At 71.4% G+C, this 14,371-nt stretch carries 13 protein-coding genes; 2 read left to right on the top strand and 11 right to left on the bottom strand.

All coding sequences use genetic code 11. The features are described from left to right. Positions 1 to 86 precede the first annotated feature (86 nt). Complete coding sequence (locus tag SSQG_RS13250) at positions 87 to 1,232, top strand: serine hydrolase domain-containing protein (protein ID WP_039932595.1); 1,146 nt, start codon at positions 87 to 89, stop codon at positions 1,230 to 1,232. 80 nt (positions 1,233 to 1,312) lie between these two features. On the opposite strand, the gene SSQG_RS13245 is transcribed toward SSQG_RS13250, so the two are convergent. Both SSQG_RS13245 and pepN read right to left on the bottom strand, forming a co-directional pair. Beyond that, entirely contained in the window at positions 1,313 to 2,353 is a 1,041-nt protein-coding gene (locus SSQG_RS13245; RefSeq protein WP_003990272.1) for a hypothetical protein, read from the bottom strand. 198 nt (positions 2,354 to 2,551) lie between these two features. Beyond that, a complete protein-coding gene (gene pepN / locus SSQG_RS13240; RefSeq protein ID WP_039932594.1) occupies positions 2,552 to 5,128 on the bottom strand; it encodes an aminopeptidase N in 2,577 nt (858 codons plus the stop codon). Between the two features lie 135 nt (positions 5,129 to 5,263). On the opposite strand from pepN, the gene SSQG_RS13235 reads away from it, so the two are divergent. Beyond that, entirely contained in the window at positions 5,264 to 5,902 is a 639-nt protein-coding gene (locus SSQG_RS13235; protein WP_003990270.1) for a DsbA family protein, read from the top strand. A gap of 3 nt (positions 5,903 to 5,905) precedes the next feature. On the opposite strand, the gene SSQG_RS13230 is transcribed toward SSQG_RS13235, so the two are convergent. Genes SSQG_RS13230 through SSQG_RS13190 form a run of 9 tightly spaced genes read right to left on the bottom strand, consistent with a single transcriptional unit; the run spans position 5,906 to position 14,369 of the window. Beyond that, complete coding sequence (locus SSQG_RS13230; RefSeq protein ID WP_003990269.1) at positions 5,906 to 6,133, bottom strand: hypothetical protein; 228 nt, start codon at positions 6,131 to 6,133, stop codon at positions 5,906 to 5,908. Beyond that, positions 6,133 to 7,167, bottom strand: coding sequence for a glycerophosphodiester phosphodiesterase family protein (locus SSQG_RS13225; protein WP_003990268.1), 1,035 nt, complete (start codon positions 7,165 to 7,167; stop codon positions 6,133 to 6,135). Before SSQG_RS13225 ends, SSQG_RS13230 begins: the two co-directional genes overlap by 1 nt. Positions 7,168 to 7,215: 48 nt before the next feature. Continuing rightward, complete coding sequence (locus SSQG_RS13220; protein ID WP_039932593.1) at positions 7,216 to 8,640, bottom strand: FGGY-family carbohydrate kinase; 1,425 nt, start codon at positions 8,638 to 8,640, stop codon at positions 7,216 to 7,218. 17 nt (positions 8,641 to 8,657) lie between these two features. Beyond that, complete coding sequence (locus SSQG_RS13215) at positions 8,658 to 9,689, bottom strand: 2-hydroxyacid dehydrogenase (RefSeq protein ID WP_003990266.1); 1,032 nt, start codon at positions 9,687 to 9,689, stop codon at positions 8,658 to 8,660. Then, positions 9,686 to 10,780 carry an ABC transporter ATP-binding protein gene (locus tag SSQG_RS13210; RefSeq protein WP_003990265.1) on the bottom strand — a complete coding sequence of 365 codons (1,095 nt, stop codon included), beginning with the start codon at positions 10,778 to 10,780 and terminating at the stop codon, positions 9,686 to 9,688. Before SSQG_RS13210 ends, SSQG_RS13215 begins: the two co-directional genes overlap by 4 nt. Next, positions 10,752 to 11,582, bottom strand: a complete 831-nt coding sequence (locus SSQG_RS13205; protein WP_003990264.1) for a DeoR/GlpR family DNA-binding transcription regulator — start codon at positions 11,580 to 11,582, stop codon at positions 10,752 to 10,754. Before SSQG_RS13205 ends, SSQG_RS13210 begins: the two co-directional genes overlap by 29 nt. Continuing rightward, positions 11,579 to 12,667, bottom strand: a complete 1,089-nt coding sequence (locus SSQG_RS13200; protein WP_003990263.1) for an ABC transporter ATP-binding protein — start codon at positions 12,665 to 12,667, stop codon at positions 11,579 to 11,581. Before SSQG_RS13200 ends, SSQG_RS13205 begins: the two co-directional genes overlap by 4 nt. Continuing rightward, entirely contained in the window at positions 12,664 to 13,488 is an 825-nt protein-coding gene (locus tag SSQG_RS13195) for a carbohydrate ABC transporter permease (RefSeq protein WP_039932590.1), read from the bottom strand. Before SSQG_RS13195 ends, SSQG_RS13200 begins: the two co-directional genes overlap by 4 nt. Then, a complete protein-coding gene (locus SSQG_RS13190) occupies positions 13,485 to 14,369 on the bottom strand; it encodes a carbohydrate ABC transporter permease (RefSeq protein ID WP_003990261.1) in 885 nt (294 codons plus the stop codon). Before SSQG_RS13190 ends, SSQG_RS13195 begins: the two co-directional genes overlap by 4 nt. Positions 14,370 to 14,371 lie beyond the last annotated feature (2 nt).

The following is a 14,371-nucleotide window of genomic DNA, read 5'->3' as shown; positions in this document are numbered from 1 at the left end:
CGGGGGCGATCAACCCCCGGCCGTGCGGTCGAGGTCCCTCCCCGCGACACAGCTCCTTGGGACAGGTGACTGGGGGAAACGGGGACATGAAGAGACACGGACGCACGATCCTGACGGCGGCGACCGCGGTGGCACTGTCGGCGGCCCTGGCGGGCCCGGCCCTGGCGGCGGCCCCTGCCCATACCTCCGGCGGCCATGACGGGACCCGGCAGGCGGTGCGGGCCGCGGTCGTAGGCGGCGTGCCCGGCGTGGTCGCGCGGGTCCAGCGGGGACACGGGACGTGGGCGGCCACGGCCGGCGTCGGCAACCTGGAAACGGGCAAGCCGCGCTCGACGCGTGACCACTACCGCGTCGCCAGCATCACCAAGACGTTCGTCGCCACCGTCGTCCTGCAACTGGAGGCGGAGGGACGGCTGTCGCTCGACGACACGGTGGAGAAGTGGCTGCCGGGCGTGGTGCACGGCAACGGCCACGACGGCAGCCGCATCACCCTCCGTCAGCTCCTCAACCACACCAGCGGCATCTTCGACGTCACGGCGGACGAGGACGTCCAGCGCGCCTACTTCACGGAAGACGGCTTCTACCGGGTCCGCTACGACACGGTGACACCCGAGCGGATCCTCGGCATCGCCATGTCCCACGAGCCGGACTTCGAGCCGGGCACCTCCTGGAACTACTCGAACACCAACTACGTCCTGGCCGGGATGCTGATCGAGAAGGTCACGGGCCACCCGTACGGCGACGAGATCCGGCGCCGCATCATCAACCCCCTGCACCTGGAGGAGACCTCGGTCCCCGGGACGCGGGCCACCCTGCCCCGCCCCAGCAGCCGTGCCTACTCCAAGCTGGCCAGGACGGCGACGGGCCCGACGTACGACGTCACGGAACTCAACCCGTCCATCGCCGGCGCCTCCGGCGAGATGATCTCCGACTCGGCGGACCTCAACCGCTTCTACAGCGCCCTGCTGCGGGGCCGGCTGCTCCCTCCCGAGCAGCTGAAGGAGATGAGGACCACCGTCCCGACGAAGGAGAACGAGGCCTACGGCCTGGGTCTGCGGTCCTACGAACTGAGCTGCGGCACCACCGTCTGGGGCCACGGCGGCGACATCCACGGCTCCCACTCCAAGGCCCTCACCACCGCCGACGGCCGCCACTCCCTCGCCCTCAACTTCAACGGCGACTGGACGGGGGACAGCGACGCGATCGTCGAGGCGGAGTTCTGCGGCAAGTAGCGCCCCCATGACACGAGGCGGGGCCACCGGCATCCCCGGTGGTCCCGCCTCTCCCCTTCTCGTCGCGCCCCGGTCCGTCACTACCGGGGCAGTGCCACGACATGCGCGGCGGGGTCGCGGTCGGACGATGCCATCAGGGCTGTGCGGATCACCGTGGCCTGCTGTTCCATGTAGTCGCGGAGCTTCCTGGGCGTGATGTGGACGACCGTGATGCCGAGGCGCTCCAGGTGCTCGCGCTTGCGGGTGTACTCGGACCAGACGGTGTCGTCGGCCTGGCGGGGTGCCCGTGTGTCCAGTTCCAGTGCCACCGCCTGCTCGGGCCAGTAGGCGTCCAGTCCACCGAGGTAGGGCCCGCCGGGCAGGCGCAGGTCCACGTTCCACAGCGGGTCGGGCAGGTCGTACTCCCGGACCATGCGGTACAGGCGGTCCTCCGCGCGGGCCCGGCCCTCGGCCAGCAAGGACTCCACCGCGTCCACCACGTGCGGGCGGCTCAGCAGCCGCGCCTGGTTCAGTTCCCGTACGACCGCGGCCGCCTCGCAGTGGGCGCCGCGCACCGCCTCCGTCATCAGCCGGCGCACGACACCGGCGTCCTGGAGTTCCGCCACCGCGTCGGCCAGCGCGCGGGCGACCGGCGCCACCGGCAGGCCCGTGACCTGCTCGGGGGCGGGCAGTGCGGTGCCTCGGACGACGCGTGCGCAGCCGGCCGAGCGGAGCCGGCGCATGCGCGGGACCAGGACGTCGATCGCGTCCAGGGACGGCAGCGGGGGAGTGGAGGAGAAGCCGTGCAGCGTCAGCGCGGCCAGGCCCGTGATCATCGCGTCCGGGTAGGCGGGGGCGGGTGACTCGCCCGCCCCGGGCTGGGTGGGGACCCCGGTGCCGCGCTCCCGCGCCGCGTACATCAGCACCGCGTGCAGCCGCTCCTCGCTGGTCGGCGGCCCCGGGTGGAGCAGGACGACGCCCGGGAGGAACAACTGCCAGGGTCCGCCGGCGCGGCACTGCTCGTTCGTCCGGGCCGTCGGGACGCCGTGTGCGTGGAGCTGCGTGACCGTCATCACCCGGGGCCGGCCGTGGCCGGACAGGTCGTGCAGCGGGCGGGGGGAGAGCGGGGTGTTGTGGTTCATGACCCGGAATTTCCCGCGCCCGATCCCTTCTTTAACCGCTGTTACACGCCCGTCGACAAATGCGGACAAGCGCGCGCTAAAGGACGCATGTTCGGGTGCCGAAAACCCCTGGTCCATCCGGGTGCGGGCCAGGGGTTACGGCTGTGATTGCCTGAATTCAGTAACGGTGACGGAGCCTCAGATCCTTGGCCAGAGCTGTCAGTTCGCCGTCGCGTCGCACGCCTGGCCCCGCAGGGCGCGCGCCAGATCGTCCCGGGCCTCCAGCACCAGGCGGCGCAGAGCCGGGGCGGCCTCGCGGTGGGACTCCAGCCACGCGTCCGTGGCGTCGAGCGTCGCCGGGGACTGCTGGAGCGACGGGAAGAGGCCCTGCACCACGTGCATCCCGATCTGGATCGACCGTGTGGACCAGATCCGCTCGATCGCCGCGAAGTACCTGTCCGCGTACGGGGCGAGCAACTCCCGCTGCGAGCCCTGGACGAAGCCCGAGATGGTCGCCTCGACCATGGCGTTGGACAGCGCGTCCGACTCCACGACCTGCGCCCAGGCCTGGGCCTTGACCGACTCCGACGGGCGGGCCGCCAGGCAGCGCACCTGGTGGCGCTTGCCCGAGGCCGTGTCGTCCCTGGCCAGCTCCTCGGCCAGCGCCTTCTCGTCCACCGCCCCGTGTGCGGCCAGCGGCTCCAGGAACACCCAGCGCAGCTCCTGGTCCAGGTCGAGCCCCTCGACCGACGCGGTGCCCGTCAGCAGATCCCGCAGCAGCCCGAAGTCGGCCTCGGCGGTGGCCGTCCGGGCGAAGAAACGCGCCCAGGCCAGCTGGTGCTCGCTGCCCGGCTCGGCCGCGTACAGCTCGCGCCGCGCGCCCTCGGCGAGCAACCGGCCGCCGGTCTCCCGCCAGTCGTCCGCCGCGTAGTGCGTGAGGGCCGACTCGGCCCACGCGTGCAGCATCTGAAGGACGCCGATCCCGGACTCGCGGCCCGCGAAGCGCAGCACCAGGTCCACGAACCGCCGCGCCGGGAGCAGCGCGTCGCGCGTCATGTTCCACAGCGCCGACCAGCACAGGGCGCGCGCCAGCGGATCCGTGACCGAGCCCAGGTGTTCACTCAGCGTCGCCAGCGAGGTCTCGTCGAAGCGGATCTTGCAGTAGGTGAGGTCGTCGTCGTTGACCAGGACCAGGTCGGGGGCGTCGGCGCCCGCCAGGTCCGCCACGACCGTCCGGGCGCCGTCGACGTCCGTCTCGGTGCGCGCGTACCGCTCGACCGTCCCCGCTTCCGTCACCCGGTACAGACCCACCGCGACCCGGTGCGGCCGGAGTTCGGGATGCGACTCGGCGGCCTCCTGCACGACGGCCAGCTCCTCGACGCGGCCGTCCGCGCCCAGCAGCACCTGCGGCGTCAGCGCGTTCACGCCGGCCGTCTGGAGCCAGGAGCGCGCCCAGCCGCTGAGGTCCCGGCCGCTGGTCTCCGCCAGCACCGACAGCAGGTCACCGAGGCGCGTGTTGCCGTACGCGTGCCGCTTGAAGTAACGCCGGGCGCCCTCCAGGAACGCGTCCTCGCCGACATAGGCGACGAGTTGCTTCAGCACCGACGCGCCCTTGGCGTACGTGATGCCGTCGAAGTTCAGCTTGGCGTCCTGCAGGTCGCGGATGTCCGCCGTGACGGGATGCGTGGAGGGCAGCTGGTCGGCGCGGTAGGCCCACGCCTTGCGGCGGTTGGCGAAGGTGACCCAGCCGTTCTTGAAGCGGGTGGCGCCGACCAGCGAGAACGTCCCCATGAAGTCCGCGAACGACTCCTTCAGCCACAGGTCGTCCCACCACTCCATGGTGACCAGGTCGCCGAACCACATGTGCGCCATCTCGTGCAGCACGACGTTGGCCCGGCCCTCGTAGGACGCCTGCGTCACCTTCCCGCGGAAGATGAACTCCTCCCGGAACGTCACCAGACCCGGGTTCTCCATCGCGCCGAGGTTGTACTCGGGCACGAACGCCTGGTCGTACTTCCCGAACGGGTACGGGAAGTCGAAGTGGTCGTGGAAGAAGTCCAGGCCCTGCTTGGTCACCAGGAACACGTCGTCGGCGTCGAAGTGGGGCGCGAGGCCCTTGCGGCACAGGGCGCCGAGCGGGATCTCCAGCGTCGTGCCGTCCGCGAAGGTGCGGGAGTACGAGTCCGTCACGTAGTGGTACGGACCCGCCACCACACAGGTGATGTACGTCGAGATCGGCTTGGTCTCGGCGAACCGCCACACCCCGTCGGCCCGCTCGCCGGCCCCGTTGCTCCACACCGTCCAGCCCTCCGGGGCCCGCACCTCGAAGCGGTACGGCGCCTTGAGGTCGGGCTGCTCGAAGCCCGCGAAGACCCGCCGGGAGTCGGCCGGCTCGTACTGGGTGTACAGGTACACCTCGCCGTCCTCGGGGTCGACGAAGCGGTGCAGGCCCTCGCCGGTGCGGGAGTAGGCGCACTGGGCGTCGACGACCAGCTCGTTGTCGGCGGCCAGGTCCTCCAGGGCGATCCGGGAGCCGTCGAAGACCTCTCCGGGGTCCAGATCACGGCCGTTGAGTGAGATGGACGTCACACTCGGCGCGATCAGGTCGGCGAAGCTGCTCGCGCCGGGCTCGTTGCAGCGGAACCGGACGGTCGTGACGGACCGGAACGTGCGGGGCCCGTCGGTGTCGTCCTCCCCGACCGCGGACCGCAGGTCGAGGGACACCTCGTACCCGTCGACGCCGATCAGGGCGGCCCGCTCCCGGGCCTCGTCGCGGGACAGATTCTCACCGGGCACGGGCAGCACTCCTCGGTCGTCGGATACGGCTGAGCAGCACCGATCCTGCCACGTGCCCCTGACGCGGGGGAGCCGGGAATGAGCGGGACGAGCGGCGGCGTTCCCCGGAGAAACGGTTTCCTCATGAGGAGAGACATGTCGGACAAGACCCCGGTCGACTTCTGGTTCGACCCGCTGTGCCCCTGGGCGTGGATGACCTCCCGTTGGGTGCTGGAGGTGGAGAAGGTCAGGGACATCGAGGTCCGCTGGCATGTCATGAGCCTCGCCGTCCTCAACGAGGACAAGCTCGACCAGCTGCCCGAGGAGTACCGGGACCTGCTGGAGACCAAGGCGTGGGGCCCGGTCCGCGTCGTCATCGCCGCACAGGAGGAGCACGGCGCCGAGGTGCTCGGTGACCTCTACACCGCGCTCGGCACCCGCTTCCACAACCAGGGCGAGGGCCCGACGAAGGAGGCCGTCGCCGGCGCGCTGAAGGACGCCGGCCTGCCCGAGTCCCTCCTCGACCACTGGGACGCCACCCCCTACGAGCCGCAGCTGCGCGCCTCCCACAAGGAGGGCATCGACAAGGTCGGCCAGGAGGTCGGCACCCCGGTCATCGCCGTCCCCGGCGCCGACGGCGAGCAGCTCGCCTTCTTCGGCCCGGTCGTCACCCCGGCCCCGCAGGGCGAGGAGGCCGCCCGCCTCTGGGACGGCACCCTCGCCGTGGCCTCGGTCCCCGGCTTCTACGAGATCAAGCGCACACGCACGAAGGGCCCGGACTTCAGCAACCTCTAGGACTCACTCGGCGACGGCGGGCTCCTCCCGGAACCTCTCCGGCAGGAGGCCGCCGCCGTCCGTGTGCAGATAGGGCTGGTACCAGAGGCAGCCCCGCACGGTGCAGCGCCAGAGGTTGTCCACGTAGTGGCGGGGGTCCTTCCGCTCCTCACGGACCGCCGCCCGCTCCTCCTCGTTGAGCTTCCGGAAGTCCTGCATGGTGCCGCATGTCCGGCAGGCTCTGCGAATCATCAGCCCCTCCTCGCCATCACCGCCAAGTCGGGGAAGTCGGTCACCACGGCGTCGACTCCCCAGCGGTAGTACAGCGCGTACTCGGCGAACGCGTCCCCGAAATCGTTCGCTCCGCTCCCGTGCCGGAACTCCGCGGGCAGGAACTGGTTCTCCGCCCGGAAGGTGTACGGACCGATCCGCAGCCCCGCCGCATGCGCGTCCGCGACGAGGGAGCCGCCGGCGACCGACGACTTGTCCGGGCCGATCCACTCCGCGTACTCGGCGATCTCCGCCAGACCCGCCGGCGTCATCATGTCCCGGTAGGCCGTCGAGGGCAGGTCGTACGGCCCGCCCGTCGTGCCCAGCGCCTGCCACAGCGGTACTCCCAGCCCCGCCATACGCTTCAGACTGGTCGGCTCGAAGGACTGGACGACGCACTCGCGCCGGCCGAGCCGGTTGCGGCGGATCGCGGCCGCGAGCTTCGGCTCCAGCGGCAGGCCGATCGAGCGGAAGTACGTGGGGTGCTTGGTCTCCGGGAAGACGGCGACCGTCCGGCCGTACGTCCGCGACAGCCGCCGCGCCAGGTCCACCACCTCCTGGAACGTCATGACCTCCTCGCGACCGTCGAAGACGGTGTTCCGGTTGCGGACCGCGGGCAGCCGCTCCACCGCCCGCAGGGTCTTCAGCTCGGCCAGCGTGAAGTCCTCCGTGAACCAGCCGGTGACCGTCCTGCCGTCGACCGTCTTCGTCGTGCGGCGGTCCGCGAACTCCGGGTGCCGTGCCACGTCGGTCGTCTGGGAGATCTCGTTCTCGTGCCGGACCACCAGCACGTGGTCCTTCGTCGGCACCAGGTCGGGTTCGATCCAGTCGGCGCCCGTCTGCACGGCGTACGTGTACGAGGCCGCCGTGTGCTCCGGGCGCCAGCCGGCCGCGCCGCGGTGGCCGATGACGACCGGGCCGCCCGTGCGGGGCCCGGCCGCCGCCGGGGTGGCCGTGGCCGCTCCGGCGGTCCCCGCGGCCGCCGCGAGCAGGAGAGATCTCCGTCCGAGCTGCATGTGACTCCCTTTCTCCTTCTTTCACGAAGCTTCAGGGCGTGGAGGGGTTCAGGCTCGTGTCCGGGCCCGCGCCTGCGTCAGCCGGGCCAGGTGCTCCTCGTAGCCTTCGGCGTAGAGGGCCGCCCGGCCCGGGTCCGGCTCGACGACCGCCGTCGGCCGCGTCCACTGAGCCGCGTCCAGGCCCACCCCGTACCGCTCGGCCGCCGCCAGGACCGCGCCCCGCGCGCCCACCTCGCCCTCGACCACCCGCAGCGGCCGGCCGAGCACGTCCGCCAGCAGCCGCATCCAGGCGGGGCTTCGGGTACCGCCGCCGCACACGGCCAGCGCACCGGTCAGCCCGGCCGCCTCCAGGCAGTGCCGGGCGGCGTAGCCGATGCCCTCGCAGGTGGCGCGGACCAGGTCACCCCGGGTCGACTCCAGGGAGACCCCGGTGAGTTCGGCGCGCAGCCGTGGCTCGACGAAGGGGGCGCGTTCCCCGGAGGGCGCGAAGTAGGGCAGCACGCGGACGCCGTTCGCGCCCGGCGGGGTCTTCGCGAGCAGGGCGTCGACCTCGTCGTGCCGCACCCCCGTCGTCGACAGCACCCAGTCCAGGGCCGCCGTACCCACCATCGCGGGCATGGCGCGCAGCCAGTGACCGGGCCGGTCCGTGGAGATGTACAGGCCGGCCGGTTCGCCGGTCAGGTCCAGCTCGGTCGTGGCCACCAGGCTGGCCAGGCAGGTGCCGAGGATCAGCAGGCCGTCCCCCGGGGCCGTCACCCCGGCGCCCAGCGCGCAGGCCGGCAGGTCGTACGGGCCGTTCGCGATCCGGGTGCCGGACGGCAGGCCCTCCCCCAGGGCCTCGGCGGTGGCGAGCGGGTCGCTGACCGGGGCGAGCAGACCGCGCCGGTGCGTGAGGCCCAGCAACTCCACGACCCGGTTGTCGTAGGTCCGGGTACGCGGGTCCAGGAAGGGCATCGAGGCGTCCGACACGTCGGTCGTCGGGCCCGCGCCCGTCAGCCGCTGGAACACCATGTCCTTGCAGTACAGGGCGGCTTTCGCGGCGTCCAGGGCCTTCGGTTCGTTGCTGTCCAGCCAGGCCAGCAGCGGTCCCGGGCAGCCCGGGAACATCGCGCTCCCGGTGCGCCGGAACACCGTCTCGAACGTGCCGTCCGACAGCCACCGGTCGACCAGTTCGTGCGCCCGGCCGTCCATCCAGGAGGCCGCGGGCCGCACGGGCCGCCCCTCGCCGTCGACCAGCCACACCCCGTCGCCCTGCCCCGTGAGACCGGCGAGCTCGACCGCCTCCGGGACGCGCTCCGTGACCTCCCCGAGCACGGCGACGACCGCCCCGTACACCTCGTCCATGTCCTGCTCGACGACCCCGCCGTGCAGCGACAGGCCCACCGGCCGGGACGCCACGGCCAGTTGACGGCCCGTGGGGTCGAAGGCCGCCGCCTTGACCATGGACGTGCCCACATCGATACCGACGTACATGCGGCTCCCTCCGGTCCTCAGGTCAGACAGTGCGCGAGCGGCTCGCCGCGCACCCAGCGGCCCACCTCTTCGGCGGCGATGCGGGCCGCCTTCTCCGCGACCGCGCGTGAGGCGCCCCCCAGATGGGGGGTGAGCACCACACGGTCGGAGAGCCCCGGCAGCCGGGAGCCGGCCGGCAGCGGCTCCCGCTCGTACGTGTCGAGCGCCGCCGCCGAGACCTGACCGCTCGCCAGCGCGTCGCACAGCGCGTCCTCGTCCAGCAGCGGCCCACGCGCCACGTTCACCACCACCGCGCCGGACGGCAGCAGCCCCAGTTCCCGGGCGCCGATCAGGCCCCGGGTCTCGGGGGTGAGCCGGGCGTGCAGGGTGATCACCTGGGAGCGGCGCAGCAGTTCGTCCAGCGAGGTCACGCGCAGTCCGTGGATCTCGCCGTGCACATACGGGTCGTACACCATCACCCGCGCCCCGAACGCGCACAGCACCCGGGCGACCCGGCTGCCGACGGCCCCGTATCCGACGAGCCCGACAGGCAGGTCCTCCAGCTCCAGACCGCTCTGCTCGTACGTGTAGTACGTCGCCCCCTCCCAGCTGCCCTGCCGGGCGAGCGGGTCGTGGGCCTGGGGGATGCGGCGCAGGGCCGACAGCATCAGGCCGACGGTGAACTCGGCGGTGGCGGCGGCGTTGCGGCCCGGCGCGAAGCACACCCGCACGTCACGGTTCTTGGCCGCGTCCAGGTTGACGTTCACCGGTCCGCCCCGGCAGACCACGACCAGCCTCAGGTCCGGGCAGGCGGCGAGGACCCGTTCGGTCACCGGCCCCATCTGCGTGACCAGGACCTGCGCCCCGGCCAGCGCCTCGATCATCTCGTCCTCGGCGTCACTGGCCTCCTGCACCTCGGCGACCGGCCCGAACGGCTCCAGGGGCCAGCCGAGTTTCACCTCCCTGACGTCGGCCCGCTCCACCTCGTGCGCCACCGCCCGGCTGATCAGCGACGGCAGCACGAAGTGGTCACCGGCGGCCACGACTCGCACGCTGTTATCGGAGGTCATCGCAGGGCTTCTCCTGTCTCGGAGTCGAAGACATGGGTGTGCTGGGGATCGGCCGCGACCCGGACGCGCTCGTCGTGGGCGAGCCGCACCTCGGGGTCGGTGAGGACGAGCAGATGCCGTTCGACCCCGTCCAGGGCGAGGGTCGCCAGGCCCGCCTCCAGGAGCGGCTCGTGGGCGACGACCCGGGCGGGCAGACCGCCCTCGGCGGTGAGCCGGACGTCCTCCGGGCGGATCCCGACCACCACCTCCCGGCCCTCCTCCACCGGCACGGGCAGGGCGATCCGCACCGGGCCGGAGAGACGGGCCTCGCCGTCGCCGGTGGCGATGCCGGGCAGCAGGGTGATCGCCGGTTCGCCGACGAAGTCCGCGACGAACACGTTGGCCGGGCTGTCGTAGATCTCGTAGGGGGTGCCGAGCTGCTGGATGACGCCGTCCTTCATCACGGCGATCCGGTCGGCGAGGGAGAGGGCCTCCTCCTGGTCGTGGGTGACCAGGATCGTGGTGTGGCCCAGGTCCTTCTGGATGCGTTTGAGTTCACGGCGGGTGGTGTCGCGCTGGGCCGCGTCCAGATGGGACAGCGGCTCGTCGAGGAGCAGCACGTCCGGCTCGCGGATCAGGGCCCGGGCCAGCGACACACGCTGCTTCTGACCGCTGGAGAGCCCTGCCGGACGGGCGTCGAGGAAGCCGGTGAGACCGACCCGTTCGGCGATCTCCTTCACCTTGCGGTCGACCTCGTCCCTGGAACCCCGGGCGGCCTTCTTGCGGGCCTTGAGCCCGAACGCCAGGTTCTCCGCGACCGACAGCGGCGGATACAGCGCGTAGTTCTCGAACGCGACCCCGATGTTGCGCTGCTGCGCCGGCCGGTCGACCACCGACGCCCCGCCGACGAGGATGTCCCCACCGGTCACCGACTCGAGACCGGCGATCATCCGCAGGGTCGTCGACTTGCCGCAGCCGGACGGCCCGAGCAGCCCGAGCAGCTCGCCTGAGCGCAGGCTCAGGTCGATGCCCCGGACGGCGTCGACCGCAGGCCGTCCCCGCGACCGGTACGTCTTACGGAGGTCACGCAGCTCCAGTCCGGTTCCCGTCATGGTCGCCCTTCTTCACGCAAACCTCGTAACGGACCTTGTGCTCGTCCAGATCCCGCAGTTCCTCCGGCGACGCCCCGTCGTCCACGAGGACCGTGTCGAAGCGGGACAGCGGGACGACCCGGTGCAGGGCGACCCGTCCGAGCTTGGTGTGGTCGATCAGCAGGACGTTCCGGGCGGCCGCATCGAGCATCGCCCGCTTCACCGACACGATGTGCTGCTCCTGGTGGTAGGCGTAGCCCCGGTGCACCGCCGACGTCGACGCGAAGCACAGGTCCACGCGCAGCTGCTCGACCGCCTCCACGCACGACACCCCCAGGAACGAGGAGTGCAGCGGGTCGTAGTCGCCGCCGAGCGCCATCAGGTGGATGCCCCGCTGGTCGGACAGCAGGTTGATCGCCTCCAGGAAATTGGTGACGACCGTCAGCGGCGTGACCTCGCCCGTACGCAGCCGTCTGGCTATCTCCAGCGTGGACGTGGAGTCGTCCAGCAGGATCGCCATGCCGGGCTCCACCATCCGCAGCGCGTGCTCGGCGACGGCGGCCTTCTCCGCCCGCATGGTCTTCAGGCGGTACTGCACGTTCGACTCGAAGACCCCCGACGGCTGCGCGGTCACCCCGCCCCGGAACTTCCGTACGATGCCCTGCCGTTCGAGCTCGTCGAGGTCCCGGTGGATGGTCATCAGGCTCACCCCGAACCGCTCGGCGAGCTCCGCCGCCGTCGCCGAACCGTCGGCCAGCACCTGCTCGGCCATGGCCGCCTGCCGCGCCGCGGGCCCCTGCTGTCCACCACTGCTGCTGCTCATCGCTCTGTCTCTATCCGTCGTCCCGGTCGCTCCGGCCGGTCGGCCTCGAACAGCAGCAGGTTCTCAGGCCGGACCACCAGCCGTACCGGATCGTCCGGACGAAGGCGCGCCGCGTCCGCCCGGGGGGCCACGAGCGACACCCGCCGCTCCCCGGTCCCGAGCCGGACGGTGACCTCCACGGACCGGCCGAGCACCTCGGTGACGTACACGGTGCCGGTCAGCTCGTGACCCGGGCCCCGCAGCGCGAGGTCCCGGGGGCGGAGGCCGACGAGGACGTCCGTGCCGGGGGTGGCCCGCGACCGGACCGGCAGCTCGACCCCGCCGTCCGACCGCACCCCGCTCTCCGTCACCACCCCGGGCAGCAGATTGATCCGGGGCCGCCCGAAGGCCCGGGCGACCTCGGTGTCGTAGGGCTGGTACCAGATCTCCTCCCGCGTGCCCGTCTGCACGATCCGCCCCTCCCGGACGACCCCGATCCGGTCGCCGAGCGCCAGTGCCTCGACCGAGTCGTGCGTGACGTACAGGGTGGTGGTGTGCCGCACCTCCCCGATCGCCTTCAGTTCGGCCCGCATCTGCTGGCGCAGCTTGGCGTCCAGGTGGGAGAGCGGCTCGTCGAGCAGGAAGGCCTTGGCCGGGCGGACCAGGACCCGCCCGAGCGCCACGCGTTGCCGCTGCCCGTTGGACAGCCGGCCCACGGGCCGGTCCAGCAGGGCGGAGATGCCGAGCAGTTCGGCGACCGCGCCGATCCGCTGCCGGGCCTCGGCGGCCGGGAGACGGTACCGGGGGGAGCGCAGGGGTGAGGCGAGGTTGTCGTAGACGGAGCGGTGCGGGTAGAGGGCGTAGCTCTCGAAGCACATCGCCACACCCCGGTCGTACGGCTCCACGCCCCGCATGTCCTCGCCGCCGAGCAGGACCGTGCCGGAGTCGGGCTGTTCGAGCCCGGCGACGGTCTTGAGCGTCGTCGTCTTGCCGGCTCCCGACGGGCCCAGCAGACAGAAGAACTCGCCTTCCCGCACCTCCAGTTCGAGTCCGTCGAGCGCGACGGTCTTCCCGTAGGTCTTCCGTATCCCGCTCAGCGTGATCATGACTTCACCGCCCCGAACGACAGGCCACGCACCAGATACCGCTGGATCGTCAGCGCGAGCAGCAGCGGCGGTACGACGGACACGAGCGCTGCGGCGGCCGTGAGGTTGTACTTGGGCCGGTCCCCGCCGAGGAAGGACAACGCGCCCACGGTCACCGTCTGGGCCTCGTTGGAGGTGAGGATCAGCGGGAAGACGAAGTTGTTCCAGGCGAAGATGAACGCCAGCAGCGACACGGCCGCGATGCCCGGCTTGACCAGCGGAAGGGCGACGCGGAAGAAGGCCTGCTTGCGGGTGTAGCCGTCCAGCAGGGCCGCCTGCTCCAGCTCGGGTGTGAGGTCGGCGAAGTAGGACCGCATGATCCACACGATGAGCGGCAGCGTCACCAGTTGCAGCACCCACACCATGCCGACGTACGTGTCGAACAGGCCGAGCTTCTGGTACAGCACGAACAGCGGGATGATCACGGTGAGTTCGGGCGCGAACCGGAACGACAGCAGCGTGAACATCAGGTTCTCCGAGCCCTTGAACCGCCACCGCGCCGAGGCGTACGCCGCCGGCAGCCCCACCACCAGGGACAGCACGACCGCCCCCACCGACACCACCAGGCTGTTGACGAAGAACCGCACGAACGGGATGCCCTCGCTGTCGCCGAGGACCGTGCGGTAGCCGTCCAGGGTGGGGGAGAAGGAGAAGTAGGTGGAGAAGAGCTGGTCGGTCGGCTTCAGCGACAGGATCACCATCCAGGCGATCGGGAACAGCGCGAAGACGAAGTAGAGGACGAGGGCGGCGTCGCACACCCACCCCGCCAGGCGTTTCCTCATGTGGTGACCTCCGCGGCCTTCCGCTGGATCTTCCCCAGGTGCTTCACCAGCACCATCGCGGCCAGGTACACCACGGCCCACAGCACGATCGTGTAGCTGATCCCGAAGGAGTACCGCTGGAAGCGGATGGCTTCGAGGTACGCCCGGATCTGCAGCACCACCGTCGAGTCACCCGGCCCGCCCTCCGTCAGGGCGTAGATGATGTCGAACACCTTCAGCGAGTCCATGAACCGGAAGATCACCGCGACCAGCACGTACGGCCACAGCATCGGCAGGGTCAGCCGCCGGAAGGTGTACCACCACCCCGCGCCGTCCACGGCCGCCGCCTCGAACGGGGAGGTGGGCAGCGACCGCAGACCGGCGAGGGCGAGGATCGCCACGAACGGCGTGTAGACCCACACGTCCACGGCGATCGACGACAGCAGGGCGCCCGTCGGCGTGTCCGTCCACTGCACCCCGCCGAGACCGAACGGTTTCAGCAGGTGGTTGACGACCCCGACCGACGGCTGGAGCATCAGCTTCCAGATGATCGCCGCGATCACGGGGGCGATCATCAGCGGCAGGATCAGGATCTTCTCCAGGACCCTGCCGACGAGCGTCGGCCGGTGCAGCAGCAGGGCGACGGCCACGCCGAGCACGGTCTCGACGAGCGCCGCCCCGACCGCGTACAGCACGGTCACCCACGCCGAGTTCCAGAAGGCCTCCTGCGTGAACACCGTCGAGTAGTTCTCGAACCGCACCATGTCCGGCTGCGGTTTGCTCGCCGAGAAGTCGAACAGCGTGTAGTACAGCCCGAGCCCGAACGGGTAGAGGATCCCGCAGGTCAGGAGCAGGGCGGGGACGATCAGGACGTACGGGCGCAGGGTGAGCCGCCACCCCATGG

Origin of the sequence: Streptomyces viridochromogenes DSM 40736 (genome assembly GCF_000158955.1) — a bacterium.
GTDB classification, from domain to species: Bacteria; Actinomycetota; Actinomycetes; order Streptomycetales; family Streptomycetaceae; genus Streptomyces; species Streptomyces venetus.
This window is presented reverse-complemented; position numbering and strand designations above follow the sequence as displayed.